The following is a 26,861-nucleotide window of genomic DNA, read 5'->3' on the forward strand; positions in this document are numbered from 1 at the left end:
CGAACCGCACGGGAAAGTTACGACCGTTCACCCCTTTTGGTGGCGCGATGGACAACCGTCCATCGCGCCACCGCCTTGTCCGCATACGTTCGTCCCGCTGCGAGCCGCCGGGTCAACGGCGGCTCCCCATATGGGAGATCGGGGGTGTGCCCGTGCGCATAGGACTGCTTACGGAGGGTGGCTATCCGTATGTGAGCGGTGACGCCAGACTCTGGTGCGACCGGCTCGTACGCGGGCTCGGGCAGCACGAGTTCGACGTCTACGCGCTCAGCCGCAGCGAGCGTCAGGAGAACGAGGGCCGGCTTGAACTGCCGCCGCAGGTGAGCCGGGTGCGTACCGCGCCGCTGTGGACCGCCGAGGACGACGGGGTGACCCTCGGGCGCCGCGCACGCCGGCGCTTCGGCGAGTGCTACGAGGAGTTGGTGGCGGTGCTGTGCGCGGGGGACGCGCAGGGGATGGCGTCGGTGTCGATGCCCGTCCCGCTGCCGGTGTCTGCCGTGTCGGGGTCGGCCCCGTCTGAGTCGGCCATCTCTGAATCTGCCGTCTCCCAATCTGCTGTGTCTGAGTCGGTCCTGTCCGAGTCGGCCGTGCCGGACGCGGCTGTGTTGCGGCCGGCCGGTTTCGCGAGGCTCACGGAATCCTCGGAGCCCTTGCCCGCAGGGCCTTCTGTGCTCCCGGAGGTGCCCTCCGCCGATCTGGCGGACCGTTTCGCCAACGCGCTGTACGGGCTCGCCGAACTCGCCCGCGACGAGGGCGGACTCGTAGGCGCGCTGCGCTCCGAACGCGCCGTTCGTGCGCTGGAACGCGCTTGTCGTGCGCCCGGCGCACTCCGTACGGCACGCGAGGCGCGCGTACCCGAACTCCTCACCGTCGCCGCGCACTTGGAACGCGCCCTGCGCCCCCTATCGCTCGACTGGTACGAGGACGACGCCCTCGGTTCCGTGGACCTCTGCCACGCGACGGCCGGCGGCACCGCGGCCCTGCCCGGGCTGCTCGCCCGGCACTTCGCCGGCGTACCGCTGCTGGTGACCGAGTACGGCGTGCAGTTGCGGACGCACTACCTCGCCTCCGCGGACGCGCCGCCCGCCGTACGGGCCCTGCTCGCCGCCTTCCACGGCAGGCTGGCCGCCGAGATCTACCGGCGGGCCGCGCTGATCACACCCGGCAACAGCCACACCCGCCGCTGGCAGGAACGCTGCGGCGCCGACCGTACGAAGCTCCGCACGGTCCACCCCGGAATGGAGGCGTCCCGCTTCGCCGAGGTGGGCGAGGCGCCCGACGGCGCGGACCCGGACACGCTGGTGTGGGTCGGCCGTATCGAACCGGCGAAGGACCTGATCTCCCTGCTGCACGCCTTCGCGGAGATCCGCAAGGAGGAGCCCAAGGCGCGCCTGCGGATCGTCGGCGCGCCGTCCGGTGCCGAGGGCGCGGCCTACCTGGGGCACTGCCGGGCGCTCGCCGCGCAGCTCTTTCCCGACGAGGCCGAGGGTGTGCACGCGGTCGGCGACAACCCGGTGGCCTTCGAGGAGATCGGCGGCCCGGAGGCCCCCACGCTCGCCGAGGCGTACGCGGCCGGCACGGTGATCGTCCTGTCCAGCGTCGTCGAGGGCTTCCCGCTCAGCCTCGTCGAGGCCATGTTCTGCGGCCGGGCGACCGTGTCCACGGACGTCGGCGCGGTGGTCGAGGTCATCGGCGGTACGGGACTCGTCGTGCCCCCGCGCAATCCGCGGGCGCTCGCCGAAGCGTGCGTGAGCCTGTTGCGCGACCCCGAGCGCCGTGAGCGCCTGGGCGCCGCCGCGCGCGCCCGCGCACTCGAACTGTTCACCGTCGAGCAGAACATCGCGGCATTTCACGGCATTTACCTGGAGATCGTCTCGCACTCCCCGGTACACCGGGTCGTCCTGAACGAGGCAGGCGAACCCCTCCCCTTCGCGGCCCCCGCCGAGTCCCACGTCCCCGGCCGCTGGACCGGCCCCATGGCCCGCGTCGTGGCCCGCGGCGGCCCCACCTGGGCGACGGGAACCCCGGTACGCGCCACACCTCCCTTGCCGACGACGGAGGCGGCGCGATGAGCGGCCTCGGCGAACTCGACCGCCCCGGGACACCCGGCAGCGCGGAGGCGTGGGACGCGCGGTCGGAGGAGTTGCTCGGGGGGCGGGGGGAGCCGGAGGCGGCGGAGCCGGCTGGGGAAGCGCCGGGCGAGCGGGGGACGCGGGACGTGCCGGACGACGGGGTGGGGGTTCGGGACCTGGGGGAGCGGGACGAGGGGGAGAGGAATCCGGAGCGGGGGGCTGCGGGCGGGCGACAGGAATCGTGCGCTTACGACGGGAACGGGAACGGCCACGGGATCAGGAACGGATACCGGTCGGCCGGTGCCGAGGGCACCCGCGATGCCCGTGCCGCCGTGGACTGCGTCGAGGACCTTCCGGTTGCCGGCCTGGACACCGACACCACCCCTGCCTGCCCCGACAGCCGTCCCACCGCCGACACCGAGCAGCCACACGCCCGTACGGCACCCGGACAGACCCCGCGCGCAACCGACGGCAAAGCGGGCGCCGTTCGACCCGCCCCCGCCCGGCGCGGTGCCGCCGACCCCGTGAAGGCGCTGATGCACCGTCACCGTGAGCTGTGCGAGCGGGCCGTCGATCCGTTGGAGATCGCGGCGGGGCTGGAGGCGCACGGTGTCACCGATCGGACCGCCGGACGCTTTCGGCACCGGGACGTGTTCTCGCTCGCCGAGGAGATGTACGCACGCGTGCCCCGCGACGACGCGGCGGCCCCGCCCTCCGACGCCGTGGCCGAACCGGCGCCCCGCGCAAGCTGGGCCGTACTCGCCCTTCTGCCCGGAGTCCTCGGCGCCGCGACCGTGACCGGTCTGCGGCTCACGGACGGTCGGCTGCGGCTGACGGTGGCCGTCGTCGGCGTACTCGCCGTGGGGCTCGGCGTGCGCGTCGTCCTCCGCCGCGGCCCGCTGAGCAGTCCGCCCGGCACGCACGCGTGGCGCACGCCCCCGGGCACCCGCCTGTGGACGTACTGGCTGCTGGCCTACGCCCTCCTCGGCGACGGACTGCTCCGCGCCGCGGACGACGGTGGCCCCGACGCCCTGCCGACCGGCGTCGCGGGCGGACCCTGGCCCACGGCCACCGCACCGGTCCTGGCCCTCACCCTGGCCTGCGCACCCGCCGCCTGGTGCGCCCACCACTTCGCCGTACGCGCCCGTCGCAAGCTCGCGACCAGCCGCGGCCTGGAGGACTTCGCCGACTCCGTACGACCGCTGCTGCTCGGCACGTTCGCCCTGTTCGTGTGTGCGCTGGCAGTCCTCCTCGCCCTCTGCGGCGCGGCCCTGGGCGAGCCCGCCGCGTACGCCCAGGCCATCACCCTGGGTGCCCTGTTGCTGCTCGCCCGCCTCCTCACCGTCCACGGCTTCACCCACGCCCCGACCCTCGCGCTCGGCGCGGCGGCGGTGACGGAAGCGACGGCCCTGGCCCTGGACCTCACCGGCCGGCTTCCCGGCTGCGGCTTCGTGGCCGCTCCCGTCGAAGCCGTCCTGGAGTCCTGGGGTTCGGGTGGCATCCCCGCCCTGGCCTGCGGAGCAGCCGCCCTGACCCTCCTGTTCCACACCACCCGCACGCTGACCAGAGCCTCCGCGCACGCGCCGGCGAACGAGCCGCGGTGACACCGCCATGACCTGCACGGACCAGACGTGTCACCCAGTCGCAGGCGCCCGGCCCCACCGCCGGAGGCAACCGCATCACCCTGTGAAGGAGAACACCAGATGATCACCTCCCGATCCGGAGCGTCGGCCCCGGGAGCCGTCCGATGAGGGTCCTGCTGATCGGAGCCAACGGCTACCTCGGCCGCTTCGTCGCCGACCGCCTGCTCGCCGACCCGGCCGTCCAGCTCACCGCGCTCGGCCGCGGCGACGACGCGGACGTCCGCTTCGACCTCGCGTCCGGCAGCCCCGGCGCACTCACCCGCTTCCTGGACGCCGTCCACCCCGGAGTCGTCATCAACTGCGCCGGTGCCACCAGAGGCGGCGCCCGCGAACTCACCCGCCACAACACCGTCGCCGTCGCCACCGTCTGCGAGGCCCTGCGCCGCAGCGGCTGCGGCGCCCGGCTCGTGCAGATCGGGTGCGGCGCCGAGTACGGCCCCAGCCAGCCCGGTTCCTCCACGGCCGAGGACGCCGTACCCCGCCCCGGCGGCCCGTACGGCGTCAGCAAACTCGCCGCCACCGAACTGGTCCTGGGCTCCGGCCTCGACGCCGTAGTGCTGCGCGTCTTCTCGCCCGCCGGACCCGGCACCCCCGCCGGCTCCCCGCTCGGCCGGCTCGCCGAGGCCATGCGCCGGGCCATGCAGTCCGGCGACGGCGAACTCAAGCTCGGCGGCCTGGGCGCGCAACGCGACTTCGTCGACGTACGGGACGTGGCCCGCGCCGTCCACGCGGCCTCGCTCTCGGCCGCGCAGGGCGTCATCAACATCGGCTCGGGCCGCGCGGTCCGGCTGCGCGACGCCGCCGCCGTCCTCGCCCGCGTCGCCGGATACGGCGGCGCGCTGCACGAACTCGACGGTCCGCCCGGGCCGTTGCGGGCCGCCATCGGCCACCCCCGCTCCGACCCCGACCACGCGGCCCCCGTCGCGTACCCGTACCCGGACGGCTGCGGCAGTTGGCAGCAGGCCGACGTGCGCACCGCGCGCGACCGGCTCGGCTGGCGACCCCGGATCAACCTCGAGGAGTCCCTCGCCGACATCTGGATGGAGGCGGCATGCCGCATCTGACCAGCACGACCCCGGGCACCGCCGGCACCGCCGTCCGCACCGGCTTCGGCATCCCCGGCTACGCGCACCCCCTCGTCGCCCCCGCCGAATGGGGCGAACTCACCCGCCCCGGCACCCCCTTGCACTGGGTCGTCCTCAACGTCTCCTCCGGCCCGGGGACCCGCCCCGACCCGCACTGTCTGGAGGCGGCCGGGCGGCTCCGCAACACGGGCGTCCGGGTTCTGGGCCACCTGGACGCCGCCCACGGCGCCCGCGCCTTCGGCGACCTGATCTCCGAGGCGCACCGCTACCTCGACTGGTACCGGGTCGACGGCTTCCTCCTGGACCGCAGCCCCACCGACCGGGTCGCGCTCCCCGAGGTCCGCCGCACGGTCACCACGCTCCGCGAGATCGGCGACGGCGCCCACATCGTCCTGGGGCACGGCACCCACCCGCACTCCGGATACGCCGAGTGCGCCGACCAGTTGGTGACCTTCTCCGGCTCCTGGAGCGACTACCGCTGGTCGCAGGTCGCCGAGTGGACCGCCGACCACCCGCCCGAACGCTTCTGCCACTTCGTGCACGGCGTCCCGCGCGGCCATCTCGACGAGGCGCTGCGCATCGCCCGCTGGCAGGGCGCCTCGACCATCTACTTCACCGACCGCACCGATCACGGCGGCCGCACCGACCCCTGGGAGACCATGCCCGGCTACTGGGACGAGATCGTCTCGCGGATCGGAACGGGTGTCTCGGAATGAAGAAGGGCATGGCAGTGTTACGAGGAGAACAACTGTAGTGATTGACCGACCAACGGAGTCCCCGTGTCGCTGCCACCCCTGGTCGAGCCGGCTGCCGAGCTCACCGTAGACGAGGTCCGCAGGTACTCCCGCCACCTGATCATCCCCGACGTGGGCATGGACGGGCAGAAGCGGCTGAAGAACGCCAAGGTGCTCTGTGTGGGCGCCGGCGGTCTGGGCTCGCCGGCGCTGATGTACCTGGCCGCGGCGGGCGTGGGCACGCTCGGCATCGTGGAGTTCGACGAGGTCGACGAGTCGAACCTGCAGCGCCAGATCATCCACAGCCAGGCCGACATCGGCCGCTCCAAGGCCGCGTCGGCCCGCGACTCCGTGCTGGGCATCAACCCGTACGTGAACGTCGTCCTTCACGAAGAGCGGCTCGAGGCCGAGAACGTGATGGACATCTTCAGCCAGTACGACCTGATCGTCGACGGCACGGACAACTTCGCGACCCGCTACCTGGTCAACGACGCCGCCGTACTGCTGAACAAGCCGTATGTGTGGGGTTCGATCTACCGCTTCGACGGCCAGGCCTCCGTCTTCTGGTCCGAGCACGGCCCCTGCTACCGCTGCCTTTACCCGGAGCCCCCGCCCCCCGGCATGGTCCCCTCCTGCGCCGAGGGCGGCGTCCTGGGCGTGCTGTGCGCGTCCATCGGCTCCATCCAGGTCACCGAGGCGATCAAGGTCCTCACCGGCATCGGCGACCCGCTCGTCGGCCGCCTGATGATCTACGACGCCCTGGAGATGCAGTACCGCCAGGTCAAGGTCCGCAAGGACCCCAACTGCGCGGTCTGCGGCGAGAACCCGACCGTCACCGAGCTCATCGACTACGAGGCCTTCTGCGGCGTCGTCTCCGAGGAGGCCCAGCAGGCGGCCGCCGGCTCGACGATCACTCCCAAGCAGCTCAAGGAGTGGATCGACGACGGCGAGAACATCGAGATCATCGACGTCCGCGAGATCAACGAGTACGAGATCGTCTCGATCCCCGGCGCCAAACTGATCCCCAAGAACGAGTTCCTCATGGGCACCGCCCTGGAGACGCTCCCGCAGGACAAGAAGATCGTCCTGCACTGCAAGACGGGTGTCCGCAGTGCGGAAGTCCTCGCCGTCCTCAAGTCGGCCGGTTTCGCGGACGCGGTCCACGTCGGCGGCGGCGTGATCGGCTGGGTCAACCAGATCGAGCCCGACAAGCCGGTCTACTAGGCACACGCCTTCCCGGGAGGGGCTCGGCACCACAGGTGCCGGGCCCCTTTCCGCTGCCCCCGTCGTTCCCGCTGCCCCTGCTACGAGGCGCAGACCTTGCCGTCCTCGGGCACCGTCCCCTTCAGCAGATACGCGTCCACCGTCGAGTCGACACAGTCGCTCCCACTCCCGTACGCCCCGTGCCCCTCGCCCTTCCAGGTGAGCTCCACACCGACGCCCTTGCCCAACTCGTCCACCATCTTGCGGGCACCCTCGTACGGCGTCGCCGGGTCCCCGGTGTTGCCGACCACCAGGACCGGCGCCGCACCGGGCGCGCTGACCTCCGGGGTGTCGTACTGCCCGGTCACCGGCCAGTCGTGACACCACCCGGCCGTGTCCCAGCCCAGGAAGTCGCCGAACACGGGGGAGATCTTCTCGAACTCGGGCAGCAGCTTCTGCGTCTGCTCGGGCGTCGGCCGCTGCTTGTCGTCCAAGCACGATATGACCCGTTGGGAATGGGTCGTCGTGCCGTAGTGCCCCGCGCTGTCACGGTCGTTGTAGCCGTCGGCGAGCGCCAGCAGCTCCGAACCGTCGCCCTCCTCCGCGGAGTTCAGGGCGCTGGTCAGAGTCGGCCAGCTCTCCTTGCTGTACAGCGGGAGGACGATGCCGGTCAGCGCGAGCGTCTGGGTCAGCTTCCGCCCCGTCGACGTCGCCAGCGGCTTCGCGTCGATCCGCTTCAGCAGGGCCGCGATCTTCTTCGAGCCCTGAGCCGGGTCCTGGTCCCTCGACTTGAGGTAGTCGTCCAGCGCGCGCTGGAAACCCCGCGTCTGGTTCAGGGCGTGGCCCACCGAGTCGGCGCTCGGGTCGACGACCGCGTCCAGGATCAGCCGCCCCACCTTCTTCGGGAACAAGTGGGCGTAGACACCGCCGAGTTCGGTGCCGTACGAGATGCCGAGGTAGTGCATCTTCGTGTCACCCAGGACCTGGCGCATCAGGTCCATGTCGCGCGCCGTGTCGGTCGTCGACACATGCGCCATCAGTTTCCCGGCGGCCTTCTCGCAGCCCTTGCCGAAGTCGGCGGCGTCCTGGAAGTACGTCTTCTCCTCGGCAGGTGTGTCCGGAGTGGCGTCCACGTCCTCGGAGGCCTGGATCGCCTTGTCGCTGCGGCAGCGGACACCCTCGCTGGCGGCGACCCCGCGCGGGTCCCAGCTCACCAGGTCGTAGCGCTCGTGCAGTGCGGACACCGTGGTGGCGTACGCCGGCATGTAGTCCACGCCCGAGCCGCCGGGACCGCCGAAGTTGAACAGCAGCGAGCCGATACGGTCGCCGCCCGTCGACTTGGAACGGATCAGCGCGAGCCCGATCGTGGAGCCGTCCGGCTTCGCCCAGTCCAGCGGCACCTTGAGCGTCGCGCACTGCCAGTCGCTGCTCGGCGCGGCCGAGCCGGCGGTGGCCTTGCAGCGACCCCAGTCGAGCTTCTGTCCGGTCAGCGACGCGGGCATTGCGGCCGTCGTAGAAGAGGGCGAGTCGGCTGCGGACGGCTTGGCGTCCCCCGCGCCCGCGCCGTCCTTGCCGTCGTCGGACGAGCCGCTGTTACAGCCGGCCGTCAGCAGTGCGGCGGCGGCCATCAGGGCCGTCCACCGTACGAATCGTGCCATGTACATTTCCCCCCTCGCAGGCCGTCCGCGTCACGCCGCGGATGGCGATCAGGTCATATTAGGCGGCGCGAGCCGAGCCCGTGACGGCCTGTGGATAACCTTTTGACCTGCGGTTTTGTCCGGATTTCGGAGGTTGGGTCAAGAGCAGACGGTGCCGGCCGCCGGGACTTTCCCGTTCAGCAGATAGCCGTTCACCGCGCTCTGCACGCACTTGTTCTTGCTGTCGTACGCCCCGTGCCCCTGACCCTTGTACGTCAGCTCGACCGCGACGCCCTTGCCCAGCGCGTCCACCATTTTCCGGGCCCCCTCGTACGGCGTGGCCGGGTCGCCGGTGTTGCCCACGACGAGGATCGGTGCCGAACCGGCCGCGCTCACATCGGGATGGTCGGCGGCGCCCGGCACGGCCCAGTCGGTGCAGCCGACCATGCCCCAGGCGAGGAAGTCGCCGAAGAGGGGAGAGGCGGCCCGGAACTCGGGCAGTTTCTGCTCCACGTAGTCGGCGGTGTACCTCGGCTTGTCGTCGGCGCAGTTGATGGCGACGTTCGCCGCGGCGATGTTGCTGTACTCGCCGTTCTCACTGCGCCCGTTCATCGAGTCGGACAGCACCATGAGGACCTTGCCGTCACCGCTGTAGGCCTGCTCGAGCCCCTCGGTGAGGTACTCCCAGAAGTCCTTCGAGTACAGCGCCTGCGCGATGCCGTTCGTGGCGGCCGTCTGCGTCAACTGACGGGGGAAGATACCCGGGATCGGCTTGCTGTCGAGGTCCTTGAGCAGCTTGGCGATGCGGTCCTTGACGTCCTGCGCGGTGTCGCCGAGCGGACAGTCCGTGGTCTTCGACGTGCAGTCGGCGGCGAAGTTGTCGAGGGCGAGCTGGAAGCCCTTGGCCTGTCCCAGGGAGCCCTGTTCGGAGTTCTGCGTGGGATCGACGACCGCGTCGAAGACGGCGCGCCCCACGTGCTTCGGGAACAAGTGGGCGTAGACACCGCCGAGTTCGGTGCCGTAGGAGATGCCGAAGTAGTGCAGCTTGTCGTCGCCGAGGACCTGGCGCATCAGGTCCATGTCGCGGGCCGCGTCGGTGGTGCGCACCTGGGGGAGCATCTTCTTGGAGTGCTTCTCGCAGGCCGCGTTGAACTGCTCGGTGTTGGCCAGGAGCTTGGTGCGCTCGGCCGTGTCGTCCGGTGTGGCGTCCTGCTGGAAGTACTCGTCGAGTTGGGAGTCGCTCTCGCACTCGATGCCGGCGCTGCGGCCCACTCCGCGCGGGTCGAAGCTCACCAGGTCGTAGCGGGTGCGCAGGGTCGCGTAGTCGTCGCCGAACGCGGGCAGTGTGGTGACGCCCGAGCCGCCCGGGCCGCCGAAGTTGAAGACGAGCGATCCGATCCGCTTGCTCGCGGCACCGCTGGACTTCGCGCGCACCAGGGCGAGCCCGATCGTGTCGCCCTTGGGCTTGTTCCAGTCGAGCGGCGCCTTCATGGTGGCGCACTGCCACTTGTCGCCGTTCGGCAGCGGCGACGGTGCGGTGCCGCCGCCCTCCGACTCGGACGGGGCCGGACAGTCCTTCCAGCTCAGCTTCTGGGCCGTCGGATCCGCGTCCTTGGAGTCGCCGCCACAGCCCGCCAGCGTGGCGGACAGCAGGACGACGGTGGCGGTCAGGGCAGCGGCACGCAGCCGGGAGGGGTTCGGCATGATCCCATCCTGGGGTCGTACACGGCGGTGCGCTCGGGGCGCGGGCCGTACGAGGTACGCACGCGTGCGTGCCGTACGTGTCTGTGCGTACGGGCGCTACAGGGAGCCCTTGCGGGACAGGTGGTTGAAGAACAGCCAGCCCGGCAGCACCGGAATCCACAGCGTCAGCAGCCGGTACAGCAGCACCGCCGGAGCGGCGACCTCCTTGGGGAGGCCCACGGCGATCAGGCCGAGGGTCAGGCTCGCCTCGACCGCGCCCACACCGCCCGGGGTCGGGGCCGCGGAACCGAGCGCGTTGCCCGCGAGGAAGACGACGGCGACGCTGGCCAGACTGAGCGATGTCGAATCGTCGCCGAACGCCCGGATCGACGCGTCCAGGCACATCACGAAGCAGGCCGTCAGCAGCAGCATGCCGCCGATGCCGGTGACCAGCTTCTGCGGTCGCTGCAGCACGTCGAGCATGCGCGGGATGACACCCGCGAAAAGCGACCGCACGCGCGTGACGAGGAACTTCCGCAGGAACGGCACCGAGGTCACCACGAGCACGAGCACCGCCACCGTCAACAGACCGGCGATGACCGTCCTGGACGGCGACAGCGACGGCGTCTTCTCGGTGCCGGTGAGATAGCCGAAGGACAGCAGCATCAGGATGTGGCAGCCAAGACCGAACAACTGCGACGCGCCGACACTCGCCACCGCGAGCCCGGGCCGCACCCCGGCACGCTGCAGGAAGCGCGTGTTCAGGGCGACACCGCCGACCGCGGCCGGGGCCACGATCTTCACGAACGAGCCGGCGACCTGCGCCGCCACGGCCCGCAGGAACGGCACGCGCTCCGGCACGAACCCCAGGAGGGCCATCGCCGCCGCGAAGTAGCTCAGCGCCGAGAACAGCACGGCCGCGGCCACCCAGCCCCACTGGGCGTTGGCGACGAGCGGACCGAACTCGATGTGCGTGAGCTGCGTCAGCAGGAAGTACGCGCCGATCGCGCCCGCGATGAAACTGATCAGCGTGCGCGGCCGCACCCGCTCCAGACGGGCCGGTTCGACGTGCGCCTGCGGCCTGATCAGCAGCACCTGATGCCGGATCTGGGTGAGCAGATCCTCCTCGCGCGCCTCGTCCAACGCCTCGTCGATGGCCCGCTTCTCGGCCCGCTGCTCCGCGCGTACGGCCTTCTTGTCGGGCTTCTCGAGAACGGGCGTCGAACCCTCCGAGGCCTCCTCCGCGCGGGCCAGCCTGGTCTGCCGGGACGCCTCGAGGATCGCGTCGCGCTCCCGCTGGGCCCGCTCCCTGGAGAGGCGCCGCAGCGTCGCGCGCGTGGAGCGCGACAACGCGATCGGCTGAAGCATCGGCAGACAGTCGGCCACGGCGTCGGGGCCGAGGACACCGACCGCCGAGGCCACCGCGCGCTCGGCGCCCACCCGCAGGCCGATCGTCGTCACCAACTGGGCGACGTCCATGCGCAGCAGCAGCTCACCGGCCGCGATCTCGCCGCCCCGGAGGTCGGTCAGGATCACCGTGCCGGAACGATCCACCAGAATCGCGTCACCGGCCAGCCTGCGGTGGGCGATGCGCCGCGACTGCAGCGCCTGCACCTGGTGCCAGGTGTTGCGCAGCAGATCGTCGGTGATCTCCTCGTCCGCGAGCGAGTCGAGGGTGCGTCCGCCGGTGTGCTCGTAGACGAGCATCACGGCGTCGGGGCCGAGTTCCGAGGTCGCGATCAGCTTCGGGGCGTTGGCCCCGGCCGCGATCGCCGCGTACGCCAGCAGGGCCTCCTGCTCCAGCGCCTGGCGCAGCGACTGGAGGCTGCTGCGGGTCGCGAAGCCGCGCAGCGTCAGATTGCGCCACGCACGGTAGAAGAAGCCCTGGGCCTGCTGCTCCCGGTCGACCACGGTGACGTCCAGCGGTGGACCGTCCTCCAGGGTGACGAAGTAGCGCCGGCCGCGGTCGCCGTTCTCCGTGTCCACGGCCTCCTCGCGGGCCGCGCCCACGGGGTGGAAGCCGACCGTCCGCAGGCCCGCCATCAGCGTCCGGCCGGTGGGACGGACGTTCGGGGAGCCCACCGCGTACAGCGTCCCGTAGGCGACCGTCCAGCCGATCAGCACCGTCAGGATGATCGAGAACGGCGTCGTGTACCCGGTGACCAGCATCGAGAAGGCGTCGAGCAGCAGCACGATCCACAGCACGGAGCGCCAGCGCGGCCTCCGGGACATGCCGACGGCGGTCATGTAGGCGATGACGGGCGCCAGATAGCCGTGCACCGGGTCGGTGAGGGCGTGGATGTCGCCGGGGGAGGGCTGGGTGAGCGCCTCCTGGATGGAGCCCGGGGCGGCCTTGGCGACCCACAGGTCAGTGGCGAGTGTCACTCCGTGCGCGAGGACCGCGGCGAGCACGCCGTCGGCGATGCGCAGCCCGTCCCGCTTGATCAGCCGCTCGATCGCGAAGGCGACCGGTACCAGCAGGATGGCGATGCTGGACGCCAGCCCCGCGATCTTGATCAGCAGGTCGGGCGCCTGCCCGGTGCCCTTGTTGATGTCCTGTTCGAGCCCCGAGGTCGTGCCGTGCGCGAACGCGGCGATCGCGAGCAGTACGACGATCGCGAGAAAGCCCACCAGGAGGCGCATGAGATCGGAGGGGCGGTGCACGCGCGCGGGGAGCAGTGGTTCGTCGCCCTCGACCTCTTCGGCGTGCGGTTCGTCACCGCAGTCGTCCGGGCCGGCCACGGGGCCAGGAGCGGGGCCGGGTACGGGCGTCTCGGCGGGACCCTCCGTGGGGTCCTGCCCGGTCGTACCGGCGGTGTCCGGGCGCGACGCAGCGTCAGAGGTGCCCTCCGCGTCTTCGGGATGCACACCCTGCTGCTTCATCGTCTCTTCTTGATCTCGTATCACCGGTCACCGCCCGCACGATGGTGGCATGCCCCACCGACACACGGGGGCATCAGGGTGCAAATGCGGGGGCGCACAGTCTGCCCCACGCGCCGCTCCGGGGCGAGGGATACCGACAGTCGCCAGCGCGTCGCATTGTCGGTGGGGTGCGGCAGGATGGGGCGGATGAGCGAGGAGAGCCTTCCGGACGGCACCGGCCCCGAGCATGCCGACGGCCCCGAGTACGACGATGTCCGCCCGGAGCACGGGGACGCGCTGCCCGAGTACGCCGAGCGCGTCCTCGACGTGGCCGACCGGATTCCGCCCGGGCGCGTCATGACGTACGGGGACGTCGCGGAGTGGCTGGAGGAGGGCGGGCCGCGCCAGGTCGGCCGCGTGATGGCCCTCTACGGGGGAGCCGTTCCGTGGTGGCGGGTCGTCCGCGCGGACGGCACGTTGCTCCCGGGCCACGAACTGGAGGCGCTCGACAGCTACCGCGCGGAGGGCACCCCTCTGAAGGAGGCGAGCAGAGCCGCCGAGGGGCACCTGCCACGCGTCGACATGAAACGGGCGCGATGGGACGGCGGCGAGCGCGCGGACGGTCACACCTGACAGCTTCCGCCATCGGACGCGCCCCGGGGCGGCCTGTGGCCCGTACGGGGGAAACCCGGCACGTCCGTGGCATGCCGTACGTTCGAGGGGCGAGGGACGCGAGGGTCGAGCGAGCCGCGAGGGATGAAGCGGAAGCCCTGCTTCCCTACGGCCCGTCGGCGTAGCGTCGGCTGCACCTGTCCCCCTCATCCCGCGGCCACCGCCCTCCACGCGCGGTGGTCGGGCAACCAGCACACCCACCAGGACCGGCGAACCACGTGAGCTCCTCTTCCTCCACCAGGCGCCTGTCGCACCCCCAGGTGCGACAGGGGAGTCGTGGCGCTTACCGACTGGTGCGTACCCCGCCGACCCGGCCGGCTCCCCCTCGTCTGGACGCGCCACAGCGCTCGGTGGTTGACCACGAGACCGGTCCGCTGCTCGTCCTCGCAGGTCCCGGCACCGGCAAGACCACCACCCTCGTGGAGTCCGTCGCAGCCCGGATCGCCCGGGGAGGTGACCCCGCGCGGATCCTCGTGCTGACGTTCAGCCGCAAGGCCGCCGTCGAACTGCGCGACCGTATGGCGCTGCGCATCGGAGCCGCCCGCGCGCCCCGCGCGACCACCTTCCACTCGTTCTGCTACGCCCTGGTCCGCGCCCACCAGGACAGCGACCTGTTCGTCGAGCCCCTACGGCTGCTGTCCGGCCCCGAACAGGACGTCGCCGTACGCGAACTGCTCGCCGGCCAGCCCGACCTGGAGCGGCTCGGCCTCGCCCATGTGCGCTGGCCGGACGAACTGCGGGCCTGCCTCACCACCCGAGGCTTCGCCGACGAGGTCCGCGCGGTCCTCGCCCGCAGCCGCGAACTGGGCCTGGGCCCCCACGCCCTGGACGCCTTCGCCCGCAGTATCGGCCGCCCCGACTGGCGTGCCGCCGCCGCCTTCCTCGCCGAGTACCTCGACGTACTCGACCTCCAAGGAGTGCTCGACTACGCGGAACTGGTCCACCGCGCGGTGCTCCTCGCCCACCGCCCCGAGGTCGCCGAGCGGCTCGCCGCGCAGTACGACGCGGTGTTCGTGGACGAGTACCAGGACACCGATCCGGCCCAGGTACGGCTGCTGCAGGCCCTCGCCGGCGGCGGCCGCACCCTCGTCGCCTTCGGCGACCCCGACCAGTCGATCTACACGTTCCGGGGCGCCGACGTGAACGGCATCCTGGACTTCCCGAGTGCGTTCCCGCGCGCGGGAGGCCACCCGGCCCCCGTAGAGGTGCTCCGGACCTCCCGCCGCTCCGGCGCCACCCTGCTGAACGCCACCCGCCTGCTGACCCAGCGCATGCCCCTGACCAGGCTCCCGGCCCAGAAGGTGCGCGCCCACCGCGAGCTGTCCCCGGTGCGGGACGGCGGCCGCGTCGAGGTGTACACGTACCCGACCTCCGGCACGGAACTGGACAACATCGCCGACATCCTCCGCAGGGCACACCTGGAGGACGGCGTCCCCTGGAGCGACATGGCCGTCCTGGTGCGCGCCGGTTCCCGGACGATCCCCACGATCCGACGCGCCCTCACGGTGGCCGGCGTCCCCCTCGACATCGACGGCGACGACCTGCCCCTGCGCCACGAACCCGCGGTGGCACCCCTGCTGACGGCATTGCGGGCGGTGGCGGCGGCGGAGGCGTCCGGGAGCACCCCTGCGGCATCTGCCGACGCCCAGGACAGCTCCGCGGACACCGCTCCCGAGGAGCCCGCACCGGACACCTCCTGGCTCGACACCGAAACCGCTCTCACCCTGCTCGCCTCCCCCCTCGCCGCCATGGACGCCGCCGACCTGCGCCGCCTGGGCCGGGCGCTGCGCGAGGAGGAGCGGGCCGGGGGCAACCCCGTACCGCCGCCCTCGGACGAGCTGCTCACGCGGGCGCTCGCAGAGCCGGAGCGGCTGGTCGCGCACGACCCCACCTACGCGCGGGGAGCCCAGCGCCTGGGCGCGCTGCTGCGCAAGGCCCGCGAGCGCCTCGCGGGCGGCGGTACGGCCGAGGAGGCGCTGTGGGACCTCTGGCAGGGCACACCGTGGCCCGGGCGCCTGGAGAGGGCCGCACTGCGCGGCGGCGCGGCCGGGCGCAACGCGGACCGCGACCTGGACGCCGTCTGCGCGCTGTTCGCGACCGCGGCCCGCGCGGAGGAGCGCACCGGAGGCCGGGGCGCCCTCAACTTCCTGGAGGAGATCGACGCCGAGGACATCGCCGCCGACACGCTCACACGGCGTGCCGTACGCCCCGACGCCGTACGCCTGATGACCGCGCACCGCTCCAAGGGCCTGGAGTGGCGCCTGGTCGTGGTGGCCGGCGTCCAGGAGGGCCTGTGGCCGGACCTGCGCCGACGCGGCTCCCTCCTGGAGGCGGACCGCATCGGCCGCGACGGACTCGCCGAACCGCTTACCCCGGGGGCCCTGCTCGCCGAGGAACGCCGCCTGTTCTACGTCGCCGCCACACGCGCGCGTGAACGCCTCGTCGTCACCGCCGTGAAGGCCCCCGCGGACGACGGCGACCAGCCGTCCCGCTTCCTCACCGAACTCGGCGTCGAGCCCAAGGACGTCACCGGCCGCCCGCGCCGCCCGCTGTCGGTCGCCGCACTCGTCGCCGAGCTGCGTGCCACGACCGTCGACCCGAGCGTGTCCGAGACCCTCAGGGCGGCCGCCGCGCGCCGCCTGGCCAAGCTGGCCGCGCTCGCCGACGAGGAGGGCCGCGCGCTGGTCCCGTCCGCGCACCCGTACCGCTGGTGGGGGATGTACGACCCGACCGAGAGCAAGGTGCCGCTGCGTGACCGCGACCAGCCCGTCGTGCTGTCCGGAAGCGCCCTCGACCAGCTCGCCAACACCTGTGCCCTGCAATGGTTCCTGGGCCGTGAGGTGAAGGCCGACGCGCCCGCGACCGCCGCCCAGGGCTTCGGGAACGTGGTGCACGTCCTCGCCGACGAGGTCGCCTCCGGACGCACCCCCGCCGACCTCGCCGCCCTCATGGAGCGCCTCGACACCGTGTGGAACGCGCTCGCCTTCGACGCGCCCTGGAAGTCGGCGCAGGAGAAGGACAACGCGCGCGTGGCGCTCGAACGCTTCCTGAAGTGGCACGTCGACTCCAACGGCATCCGCACCGGCCGTACGCCCGTCGCCAGCGAGCACGACTTCGACGTCACCCTCGAAGCGGGCGACTACGAAGTACGCATCCGCGGCTCCATGGACCGCGTCGAGGCGGACGGTGAAGGACGCGCCTACGTGGTCGACTTCAAGACCGGCAAGCAGACGCCGACCGCCCGCGAGGTGGAGCGCCACCCCCAACTCGCCGTCTACCAGCTCGCGGTCCGCGAGGGCGCCGTCGACGAGGCCTTCGACGGAGTGCGCCCCGAACCGGGCGGCGCCGAACTCGTCCAACTGCGCCAGGGCGCCGCCCAGCGGGACGGCGGCGAGACCGTGCCCAAGGTGCAGGCCCAGAAGCCGCTGGAGGGGGAGTGGGCCGGTGAACTGCTGGCCACGGCCGCGGGCAAGGTCCTCGACGAACGGTTCACGCCCACGGCAGGCCAGCACTGCGCGCACTGCGCGTTCCGGGCCTCGTGCAGCGCGCGGCCCGAGGGACGACACGTGGTCGAGTAACACGCGTGACGTATCGCACCACATGTGCTGACCTGCGTTTCTTCTGCCCCTGAGGGCGATTGGTCCACGACTGTCAGTGGCCGCCGCTAGCCTCTCCGACATGCCCGCCCGTATCACCGATCCCGATCAGCTCAAGGAGCTCCTCGGCATCCCCTTCACCCCGGAGCAGACGGCCTGCATCATCGCGCCGCCCGCCCCGCAGGTCATCGTGGCCGGCGCCGGGTCGGGCAAGACGACGGTGATGGCGGCCCGCGTGGTGTGGCTGGTCGGCACCGGCCAGGTCGCCCCCGAGCAGGTCCTCGGCCTGACCTTCACCAACAAGGCCGCCGGTGAACTCGCCGAGCGCGTCCGCAAGGCGCTGATCAAGGCAGGCGTCACCGACCCCGACGTCATCGACCCGGACAACCCGCCGGGCGAGCCCGTGATCTCGACCTACCACGCCTTCGCGGGCCGCCTCCTGACCGACCACGGCCTGCGCATCGGACTCGAACCGACGGCCCGGCTGCTCGCCGACGCCACCCGCTTCCAGCTCGCCGCGCGGGTGCTGCGCGAGGCCCCCGGCCCCTATCCGGCACTCACCCGCTCCTTCCCGGACCTCGTCAGCGACCTCCTCACCCTTGACGCCGAGCTGTCCGAACACCTCGTACGCCCCGAGGAGTTGCGCGCGTACGACGCCGGGCTGCTGCGCGACCTGGAGGGCCGCAGGCTCAGCAACGCCGAGCTGCGCAAGGTCCCGGAGGCGGCCGCCGCCCGCCGCGAACTCACCGAGCTGGTGAGTCGGTACCGCACCGCCAAGCGCGAGCGCGACCTGCTCGACTTCGGTGACCAGATCGCCCTCTCCGCGACCCTGGCGCGCACCCGCCCCGAGGTCGGCGAGATCCTGCGCGACGAGTTCCGGGTGGTGCTGCTCGACGAGTACCAGGACACGTCGGTCGCCCAACGCATCCTCCTGGCAGGCCTGTTCGGCGCCGGCACGGGCCACCCGGTGACCGCCGTCGGCGACCCCTGCCAGGCGATCTACGGCTGGCGCGGCGCGTCCGTCGCCAACCTCGACGACTTCCCGGAGCACTTCGCGCACGCCGACGGCAGCCTCGCCGCCCGCCAGTCGCTCAGCGAGAACCGCCGCAGCGGCGGCCGCCTCCTGGACCTCGCCAACGGCCTCGCGGAACCCCTGCGCGCCATGCACGCGGGCGTGGAGGCCCTGCGCCCGGCGCCCGGCGCCGAGCGCGACGGCATGGTGCGCTGCGCGCTGCTGCCCACCCATGCCGAGGAGATCGACTGGCTCGCCGACTCCATCGCCCATCTGGTACGGACCGGAAAGGCACCCGGCGAGATCGCCGTCCTGTGCCGCACGGCCACCGACTTCGCCGAGATCCAGGGCGCCCTGGTGGCCCGCGACATCCCGGTCGAGGTGGTCGGACTCTCCGGGCTGCTGCACCTGCCCGAGGTCGCCGACCTCGTCGCCGTCTGCGAAGTCCTCCAGGACCCCGGCGCCAACGCCTCCCTGGTCCGGCTCCTGACCGGCCCGCGCTGGCGCATCGGCCCGCGCGACCTCGCCCTCCTGGGCCGACGCGCCCGGCTCCTGGTGTCCCACACGCGCGTGGGGGCCGACGACGACCCCGACCGCCGACTCGCCGAAGCCGTCGAGGGGGTCGACCCCTCCGAGGTGATATCGCTCGCCGACGCCCTCGACACGTTCCTGGAGACACCCCTGTACGGCGCCGACCGCGACGGGGACGACGACGGGCTGCCCTTCTCACCGGACGCGCGCGTGCGCTTCGCCCACCTGGCCACCGAACTGCGCGACCTGCGCCGCTCCCTGTCCGACCCCCTCATGGACGTCCTGCACCGCGTCCTGGCCGTCACCGGCCTGGAGGTCGAACTCGCGGCGTCCCCGCACGCCCTGGCCGCCCGCCGCCGCGAGACCCTGTCGAACTTCCTCGACGTGGCCGCCTCCTTCGCCGCGGGCGACGGTGAGGCGACCCTGCTCGCCTTCCTCGGCTTCCTGCGCACCGCCGCCCAGTACGAGAAGGGCCTCGACAACGCCTTGCCCGGCGGCGAGGACACCGTCAAAGTCCTCACCGCGCACAAGTCCAAGGGCCTGGAGTGGGACGTCGTGGCCGTCCCCGGCCTGGTCACCGGGACCTTCCCCAGCAGCCAGGGCCGCGAGAAGTGGACCGCCCAGGGAAAGGTCCTCCCGCACGCGCTGCGCGGCGACACCGCCACCCTGCCCGACGTCGCGTCCTGGGACGCCAGAGGCCTGAAAGCCTTCCACGAGGCGATGAAGGACCACCAGCACACCGAGGAACTCCGCCTCGGCTACGTCACCTTCACCCGCCCCCGCTCCCTGCTGCTCGGCTCCGGCCACTGGTGGGGCCCCGCCCAGAAGAAGCCCCGCGGCCCCTCCGACTTCCTCCAGGCCCTGCACGACCACTGCACGGCCGGATACGGCGAGATCGAGGCCTGGGCCGAGGAACCCGAGGAGGGAGAGGAGAACCCCGCCCTGCACGCGGCCACCGCCGACCAGGCCTGGCCGCTGCCCCTGGACGACGTGGCGATGATCCACCGCCGCGAGGCCGCCAAGATGGTCATGAACCACCTGGAGCACCTCGCCGCCCACGACGGGGACCACCGCGCGGCGACCCACGACCCGAACATCCACGACGACCCGGACTGGCCCCCACCACCGGACGACGACGAACCTCCTTACGAAGAGCCACCTTTCGGGGAGCCTTCCTACGAGGAGTCCCGCTCCGAAACCGAGGCCGAAACCGAGGCCGATCCTGAGGCCGAGAACGCCCTCCCGGAGGACGACCCCGCAGACTGGGACACCTGGACCACGGACCGCCCGACCGTCCCCCACCAGGCGACGGCCCCGCACGCCGCCGACCACTCCAGTGCGCCAGGGGGCGCACGCCCGCACCCCATCGAGCCCTCCGGTACGCCCCTCACCCCCGAGGAGGCCCGCGCCATCGACTCCTGGGACCGCGACCTCGACGCCCTCACCGGCGAACTCCTGCGCGCCCGCCGGAGAGTCACCGACGTGCCTCTGCCGGCCTCCCTCACAGCAACCCAGTTGCTGCTCCTGGCCGACGACCCGGACGGACTCGCGCAGGAACTCGCACGCCCCCTGCCGCGCCCGCCGCAACCCGCCGCACGCCGGGGCACCCGCTTCCACGCCTGGGTGGAATCACGCTTCGAAGCGCTGACCCTGCCCATGCTGGAACCGGACGAACTGCCCGGCAGCGAGGCCGAGATCGCCGACGAACGCGACCTGGAAGCCCTCAAGGAAGCCTTCGAACGCACCGAGTACGCCCGGCGCACGCCCTACCGCGTCGAGACTCCGTTCCAGCTCGCGATCGCCGGCCGCGTCGTACGGGGCCGTATCGACGCCGTCTACAGGCAGGGCGACGGCGACGGGGCGACGTACGAGATCCTCGACTGGAAGACCAGCCGCACCCGCACCGCCGACCCGCTCCAGCTCGGGATCTACCGGCTCGCCTGGGCCGAGCGGCAGGGCGTGCCCCTGGAGGCGGTCACGGCCGCGTTCCTGTACGTGCGCGGCGGCGAGGTCGTACGGCCGGAGGGGCTTCCGGACCGGGCCGCACTGGAGCGGCTGCTGCTGGAGGAGCCGGGCGCGCAGGTGGAATCACCGGGCGCGCAAGGGGAGTAACCGGCCGTGCAAGCAAACTGTGAGGAACCGCCCACCGAGGATGTCAGTGCGGGCCGATAGGCTCGTGACCATGAGCCACACCGTTGACAGTGCCGTCAGCGCGGTCCGCACGTACATCGAGCAGCACCGCGCAGCCTTCCTCGACGACCTCGCCGACTGGCTGCGCATCCCGTCCGTGTCGGCGCAGCCCGAGCACGCGCCCGACGTCCGGCGCAGCGCGGACTGGCTCGCCGCCACACTCCGGGAGACCGGCTTCCCGACCGTCGAGGTCTGGCCGACCCCGGGCGCCCCCGCCGTCTTCGCCGAATGGCCCTCCGACGACCCCGAGGCACCCACGGTCCTCGTCTACGGCCATCACGACGTACAGCCCGCCGCCCGCGAGGACGGCTGGGACAGCGAGCCCTTCGAGCCCGTCGTCCGCGAGAACCGCCTCTACGCGCGCGGGGCGGCCGACGACAAGGGCCAGGTGTTCTTCCACACACTCGGCGTCCGCGCCCACCTCGCCGCCACCGGCCGCACCGCCCCGGCCGTGCACCTGAAGCTGCTCGTCGAGGGCGAGGAGGAGTCCGGCTCCCCGCACTTCCGGGCGCTCGTCGAGAAGCACGCCGACCGGCTCGCCGCCGACGCCGTGATCGTCTCCGACACCGGCATGTGGTCCGAGGACACCCCCACGGTGTGTACCGGCATGCGCGGCCTCGCCGAGTGCGAGATCCGGCTGCAGGGCCCCGACCAGGACATCCACTCCGGCTCCTTCGGGGGCGCCGTGCCCAACCCGGCGACCGCCGCCGCCCGCCTCGTCGCCGTACTCCACGACGAGCACGCACGCGTGGCCGTTCCCGGCTTCTACGACGGCATCGTCGAGCTCACCGAGCAGGAGCGCGAGCTCTTCGCCGAGCTGCCCTTCGACGAGCAGGAATGGCTGCGCACCGCCAAGTCGCACGCCACCCACGGGGAGGCCGGACACACCACCCTGGAGCGCATCTGGGCCCGCCCCACCGCCGAGGTCAACGGCATCGGCGGCGGCTACCAGGGCCCGGGCAGCAAGACGATCATCCCGTCCTCGGCCATGGTGAAGCTCTCTTTCCGGCTGGTCGCAGGCCAGGACCCCGACCACATCGAGAAGGTCGTCCGAGACTGGGCCGCAACGCAGGTGCCCGCCGGAATCCGGCAGGAGATCACCTTCAGCGCGGCCACGCGCCCGTGCCTGACACCTCTGGACCACCCGGCCCTGCGGTCCGTCGTCCGCGCCATGGCCCGCGCCTTCGAGAAGCCCGTCCTCTTCACCCGCGAGGGCGGCTCCGGACCGGCCGCCGACCTCCAGGAAGTCCTCGGAGCACCCGTCCTTTTCCTGGGCATCTCCGTCCCCTCCGACGGCTGGCACGCCCCGAACGAGAAGGTCGAACTCGACCTCCTCCTGAAGGGCGTCGAAACCACCGCCCACCTGTGGGGAGACCTCGCCGACACCTGGCGTCATGCGCCCTGACGATCCCGCGCGATCCGGAACGGCCACGCGCGCGGGGCACACTGGAAGAACCGCCCCGCACACCCCGTCCCCGCCGGACCCGGTCGCCTCCTGCCGTACGTCCCGCTGAACCGCCCGCCGAACCAATCCGCATTGCCGGGGGAGTTGGAAGCACCCGTGACCACCTGGACCGACCACACAGCCGACCGACCCATCTCGCTCACCGCCCCGAGCGGCATCGACCGAGCCGCCCACCACCGGCTCGACGAGGCCTGGCTCGCCGCGGCATGGAGCCACCCCACCACCCGCTGCTTCGTGGTCTCCGGCGGCCAGGTCCTCATCGACGAGACACCCGACGGCAAGACCGAACTCGTCATGACCCCGTCCTTCGAGGCCCCCCTCACCGAGGCGCACCGCTACTTCCTGGGCACCGACGACGACGGCGTCAGCTACTTCGCCCTCCAGAAGGACGCCCTCCCCGGCCGTATCGACCAGTCGGCGCGCGCCGCCGGCCTGCGCGAGGCCGGTCTGCTGCTGTCGCCCCGGGACGTGGGCCTGATGGTGCACGCGGTCGCCCTGGAGAACTGGCAGCGCCTGCACCGCTTCTGCTCCCGCTGCGGCGAACGCACGGTGATCGCCGCGGCCGGACACATCCGCCGCTGCCCGGCCTGCGGCGCCGAGCACTACCCGCGCACCGACCCCGCCGTGATCATGGCCGTCACCGACGAGGAGGATCGCATCCTGCTCGGCCGCCAGGTCCACTGGCCCGAGGGCCGCTTCTCGACGCTCGCCGGATTCGTGGAGCCCGGCGAGTCCATCGAGCAGTCGGTGCGCCGCGAGGTCTTCGAGGAGGCCGGCATCACCGTCGGCCACGTCGAGTACGTCGCCAGCCAGCCCTGGCCCTTCCCGTCCAGCCTCATGCTGGGCTTCATGGCCCGCGCCACCTCGACCGACATCAACGTCGACGGCGACGAGATCCACGAGGCCCGCTGGTTCTCCCGGGAGGAGTTGCGCGCGGCCTTCGAGTCCGAAGAGGTGCTGCCCCCGTACGGCATCTCGATCGCGGCCCGTCTGATCGAGCTCTGGTACGGCAAGCCGCTGCCGACGCGGACCTTCGTCTGAGGCGACCGAGGGAGGCGTGGGCGGCGGTTCGCGGATGACCGATCCGTACTGGAACCACAACGTCCACTACCACCCCGTGGTGGTGGACGCCGTGCCCGACGGCTGCCGTGCGGCCCTCGACATCGGCTGCGGGGACGGCCTGCTCGCCCGCAAGCTGGCGAACAGGGCCGGATCGGTGACGGGCGTGGACCGCTCGCCGCAGATGATCCGGCTCGCCCGAGCCGACGTGCCGGAGAACGTCACCTTCATGGAGGCGGACTACCTCGACGGCACCTCACTCGACGAAGGCACGTACGACTTCGTCAGCGCGGTCGCCGTCGTCCACCACACGGAGTTCGAGCACGCTGTGGGACGGCTGGTGAGCCTGCTGGCCCCCGGCGGCCGACTGGTGATCGTCGGCCTGGCGTACAACCGGACGTTCCTGGACCGGGTGATCAGCGGCTGCGGGCTGCCCGTGAGCCGGTTCCTGGCGCGACGGCACGGCGGGAAGCTCGGACCCGTCGGCATGCCCATGGAGGACTCGGCCATGTGCTGGGGAGAGGCCCGCGAAGCCGTCCGGCGCCTGCTGCCCGGCGCCAGGTTCCGACGACGGCTCCTGTGGCGCTATGTGGCCGTGTGGGACAAGCCCGTCGCGTGAAGCGGACAACAAGAAGGCGGTCCCTGACCTGTCAGGGACCGCCTTCTGCGGAGCTGCGCGCGCCGACCGTCGATCAGGCGCCGACCTTCTGCTTGACCTGGGCCAGCGAAGGGTTCGTGAGCGTCGAACCGTCGGCGAAGAGCAGAGTCGGCACCGTCTGATTCCCGCCATTCGCCTTCTCGACGAACGCCGCGGAATCCGGGTCCAGCTCGATGTTGACCTCGTTGTACGCGATGCCCTCGCGGTCCATCTGGCTCTTCAGCCGACGGCAGTAACCGCACCAGGTGGTGCTGTACATCGTCACGGTGCCCGACATTCTCTCGCGCTCCTCAACAGCTCAGGGAATAGGTTCTCGCAGTGGAGGGAACGTACGCGACGCACCTGCCATTCCCGCCGGGGGTATCCCCTGGCGGGTGACGCCTGCCGCATTAGTACGACTGCGGGGGCCTCCCTGTGGACAACCGACTCACCTGTCTCCGGCGACCTGGCAGCATGGCCGTGTGACAGCAGCAACGCACTCCTCCCTCTTCCCGCAGGTACCGGACTCGGCCGACGCGGTGCTCGAAGGGCTCGACCCCGAGCAGCGCGAGGTGGCCACCGCCCTGCGCGGTCCGGTGTGCGTGCTGGCGGGCGCCGGTACGGGCAAGACACGGGCGATCACCCACCGCATCGCCTACGGAGTGCGCGCCGGGGTCCTGCAGTCCTCCAGCGTGCTGGCCGTCACCTTCACCAACCGCGCCGCGGGCGAGATGCGCGGCCGGCTGCGCCAGCTCGGCGCCACCGGAGTCCAGGCCCGTACGTTCCACTCGGCCGCGCTGCGCCAGCTCCAGTACTTCTGGCCGAAAGCGATCGGCGGCAGCATGCCCCGGCTCGTCGACCGCAAGATCCAGCTCGTCGCCGACGCGGCGGCCGCCTGCCGCATCCGCCTCGACCGCGGCGAACTGCGGGACGTCACCGCGGAGATCGAGTGGTCCAAGGTCACCCAGACCGTTCCCTCCGACTACGCGGCCGCGGCGGCCAAGGCGGGCCGTGACGTCCCCCGCGCCCCCGCCGAGATCGCCCAGCTCTACGCCACCTACGAGGACGTCAAGCGCGACCGCGGGGTCATCGACTTCGAGGACGTCCTGCTGCTCACCGTCGCCGTCCTCCAGGACCGGCACGACATCGCCGAACAGGTCCGCTCGCAGTACCAGCACTTCGTGGTCGACGAGTACCAGGACGTCAGCCCGCTCCAGCAGCGCCTCCTGGAGCTGTGGCTGGGCGACCGCGACAGCCTGTGCGTCGTCGGCGACGCCAGCCAGACGATCTACTCCTTCACCGGAGCGACGCCGGACCACCTGCTCGACTTCCGCACCCGCCACCCCGGCGCCACCGTCGTCAAGCTGGTCCGCGACTACCGCTCCACCCCGCAGGTCGTCCATCTCGCCAACGGCCTGCTCTCCCAGGCCCGCGGCCGTGCCGCCGACCACCGGCTGGAGCTGATCTCCCAGCGCGCCGCGGGCCCCGAGCCCGTCTACGTCGAGTACACCGACGAGCCCGCCGAGGCCGAGGGCGCGGCCCGCCGCATCCGCGACCTCATGGACGCGGGCGTCCCGGCGAGCGAGATCGCGATCCTGGTCCGCACGAACTCCCAGTCCGAGACCTACGAACAGGCCCTCGCCGACGCCGGAGTTCCCTACCAACTGCGCGGCGCCGAGCGGTTCTTCGACCGCCCCGAGGTCCGCAAGGCCGGCATCGCCCTGCGCGGAGCGGCCCGCTTCGGCGGCAACGACGCCCTCCTCGACGACGTCATCGACCTGCCTTCCCAGGTCCGTGCCGTCCTTTCCGGCGAGGGTTGGACCACCGAGCCCCCGGCCGGCTCCGGCGCCGTCAGAGAGCGCTGGGAGTCGCTGGCGGCCCTGGTGAACCTCGCCCAGGACTTCGCCGCGGCCAGACCCGGAGCCACCCTCGCCGACCTGGTCGCCGAACTCGACGAGCGGGCGAACGCCCAGCACGCCCCGACGGTCCAGGGCGTCACCCTCGCCTCCCTGCACTCGGCCAAGGGCCTGGAGTGGGACGTCGTCTTCCTGGTCGGCGTCGCCGAGGGCATGATGCCCATCACCTACGCGAAGACCGACGAACAGATCGAGGAGGAGCGCCGCCTCCTCTACGTCGGAGTCACCCGCGCCAGAGAGCGGCTGTACGTCTCCTGGGCCCTCTCCCGCTCACCCGGCGGCCGCCCCAGCCGCCGCCCCAGCCGTTTCCTGAACGGCCTGCGCCCCGGCTCGACCGGTGGCGCGGGCAGACCCGGCACGGTCGCTCCCGGCGGCATCGAGCGCGGCTTCACGGGCGCCGGCCCCAAACCCGTACCGCGCCGGACGCAACGCACCGTGGCGCGCTGCCGGGTCTGCGGCCGCACCCTCACCGAGGCCGGTGAGATGAAGCTGATGCGCTGCGAGGACTGTCCCTCGGACATGGACGAGGGTCTCTACGAGCGGTTGCGCGAGTGGCGGGAGGTCCAGGCGCAGCGCAGCGGTCAGCCCGCCTTCTGCGTCTTCACCGACAAGACGCTGATGGCGATCGCCGAGACCGTCCCCGACGACGAGGGCGAACTCGCGCGGATCCCCGGCGTCGGCGTCCGCAAGCTCAACCGCTACGGGGCCGATGTCCTGGCCATCTGCGACGGTCAGGAGCCTGCGGCGGGTGTCGCGGAGGACTGATTCAAACTCGTCGAAAAAATAGTTTGCGCATGCCCCAGCAATCCCCATAGGTTCTTAGACACGGGAACAGGGGGCCTTCTCGAAGGCCCTGATCCCGTG

16 protein-coding genes are annotated in these 26,861 nt (G+C 72.0%); 12 read left to right on the forward strand and 4 right to left on the reverse strand.

Features of this window, described 5'->3' with window-relative positions; all coding sequences use genetic code 11:
* The first annotated feature begins 152 nt into the window (after nt 1–152).
* From OG223_RS34365 to moeZ, 5 genes are all read left to right on the forward strand, one after another.
* A complete protein-coding gene (locus OG223_RS34365; RefSeq protein ID WP_329256964.1) occupies nt 153–2,072 on the forward strand; it encodes a DUF3492 domain-containing protein in 1,920 nt (639 codons plus the stop codon).
* A 365-nt stretch (nt 2,073–2,437) separates the two neighbouring features.
* Nucleotides 2,438–3,676 carry a hypothetical protein gene (locus OG223_RS34370; protein WP_329265626.1) on the forward strand — a complete coding sequence of 413 codons (1,239 nt, stop codon included), beginning with the start codon at nt 2,438–2,440 and terminating at the stop codon, nt 3,674–3,676.
* Nucleotides 3,677–3,819: 143 nt separating this feature from the next.
* A complete protein-coding gene (locus tag OG223_RS34375) occupies nt 3,820–4,779 on the forward strand; it encodes an NAD-dependent epimerase/dehydratase family protein (protein WP_043674623.1) in 960 nt (319 codons plus the stop codon).
* Nucleotides 4,767–5,516 carry a spherulation-specific family 4 protein gene (locus tag OG223_RS34380; RefSeq protein ID WP_329256968.1) on the forward strand — a complete coding sequence of 250 codons (750 nt, stop codon included), beginning with the start codon at nt 4,767–4,769 and terminating at the stop codon, nt 5,514–5,516. The genes OG223_RS34375 and OG223_RS34380 overlap by 13 nt, the downstream gene beginning before the upstream one ends.
* Nucleotides 5,517–5,579: 63 nt before the next feature.
* A complete protein-coding gene (moeZ, locus tag OG223_RS34385; protein ID WP_329256970.1) occupies nt 5,580–6,758 on the forward strand; it encodes an adenylyltransferase/sulfurtransferase MoeZ in 1,179 nt (392 codons plus the stop codon).
* 80 nt (nt 6,759–6,838) lie between these two features.
* Here moeZ and OG223_RS34390 read toward each other — a convergent pair whose 3' ends face one another.
* From OG223_RS34390 to OG223_RS34400, 3 genes are all read right to left on the reverse strand, one after another.
* A complete protein-coding gene (locus OG223_RS34390) occupies nt 6,839–8,395 on the reverse strand; it encodes an alpha/beta hydrolase (protein ID WP_329256972.1) in 1,557 nt (518 codons plus the stop codon).
* 138 nt (nt 8,396–8,533) lie between these two features.
* Nucleotides 8,534–10,078 (reverse strand): alpha/beta hydrolase, encoded by a 1,545-nt coding sequence (locus OG223_RS34395; protein WP_329256975.1) that lies wholly within the window; start codon nt 10,076–10,078, stop codon nt 8,534–8,536.
* 96 nt (nt 10,079–10,174) lie between these two features.
* A complete protein-coding gene (locus tag OG223_RS34400) occupies nt 10,175–12,940 on the reverse strand; it encodes a lysylphosphatidylglycerol synthase transmembrane domain-containing protein (protein ID WP_329256978.1) in 2,766 nt (921 codons plus the stop codon).
* A gap of 186 nt (nt 12,941–13,126) precedes the next feature.
* On the opposite strand from OG223_RS34400, the gene OG223_RS34405 reads away from it, so the two are divergent.
* The 6 genes from OG223_RS34405 (at nt 13,127) to OG223_RS34430 (ending at nt 24,063) form a co-directional block, all read left to right on the forward strand.
* Nucleotides 13,127–13,552, forward strand: a complete 426-nt coding sequence (locus OG223_RS34405) for an MGMT family protein (RefSeq protein WP_329256980.1) — start codon at nt 13,127–13,129, stop codon at nt 13,550–13,552.
* A gap of 257 nt (nt 13,553–13,809) precedes the next feature.
* Nucleotides 13,810–17,169, forward strand: coding sequence for an ATP-dependent helicase (locus tag OG223_RS34410; RefSeq protein WP_329256982.1), 3,360 nt, complete (start codon nt 13,810–13,812; stop codon nt 17,167–17,169).
* Nucleotides 17,170–17,269: 100 nt separating this feature from the next.
* The gene (locus OG223_RS34415) at nt 17,270–20,842 is read left to right on the forward strand and encodes an ATP-dependent DNA helicase (protein ID WP_329256985.1); all 3,573 of its coding nucleotides are present in this window, start codon (nt 17,270–17,272) and stop codon (nt 20,840–20,842) included.
* A gap of 70 nt (nt 20,843–20,912) precedes the next feature.
* Nucleotides 20,913–22,325, forward strand: coding sequence for a dipeptidase (locus OG223_RS34420; RefSeq protein WP_329256988.1), 1,413 nt, complete (start codon nt 20,913–20,915; stop codon nt 22,323–22,325).
* Nucleotides 22,326–22,481: 156 nt separating this feature from the next.
* Nucleotides 22,482–23,426, forward strand: coding sequence for an NAD(+) diphosphatase (gene nudC, locus OG223_RS34425; protein ID WP_043674596.1), 945 nt, complete (start codon nt 22,482–22,484; stop codon nt 23,424–23,426).
* 34 nt (nt 23,427–23,460) lie between these two features.
* Nucleotides 23,461–24,063, forward strand: a complete 603-nt coding sequence (locus OG223_RS34430) for a class I SAM-dependent methyltransferase (RefSeq protein ID WP_329256991.1) — start codon at nt 23,461–23,463, stop codon at nt 24,061–24,063.
* A 73-nt stretch (nt 24,064–24,136) separates the two neighbouring features.
* Here OG223_RS34430 and OG223_RS34435 read toward each other — a convergent pair whose 3' ends face one another.
* Nucleotides 24,137–24,379 carry a mycoredoxin gene (locus OG223_RS34435; protein WP_019072117.1) on the reverse strand — a complete coding sequence of 81 codons (243 nt, stop codon included), beginning with the start codon at nt 24,377–24,379 and terminating at the stop codon, nt 24,137–24,139.
* A gap of 184 nt (nt 24,380–24,563) precedes the next feature.
* On the opposite strand from OG223_RS34435, the gene OG223_RS34440 reads away from it, so the two are divergent.
* Nucleotides 24,564–26,762, forward strand: coding sequence for an ATP-dependent DNA helicase UvrD2 (locus OG223_RS34440; RefSeq protein ID WP_329256995.1), 2,199 nt, complete (start codon nt 24,564–24,566; stop codon nt 26,760–26,762).
* Nucleotides 26,763–26,861: the final 99 nt, after the last annotated feature.

The organism is Streptomyces sp. NBC_01478 (assembly GCF_036227225.1).
In the GTDB taxonomy this organism is placed as follows: domain Bacteria; phylum Actinomycetota; class Actinomycetes; order Streptomycetales; family Streptomycetaceae; genus Streptomyces.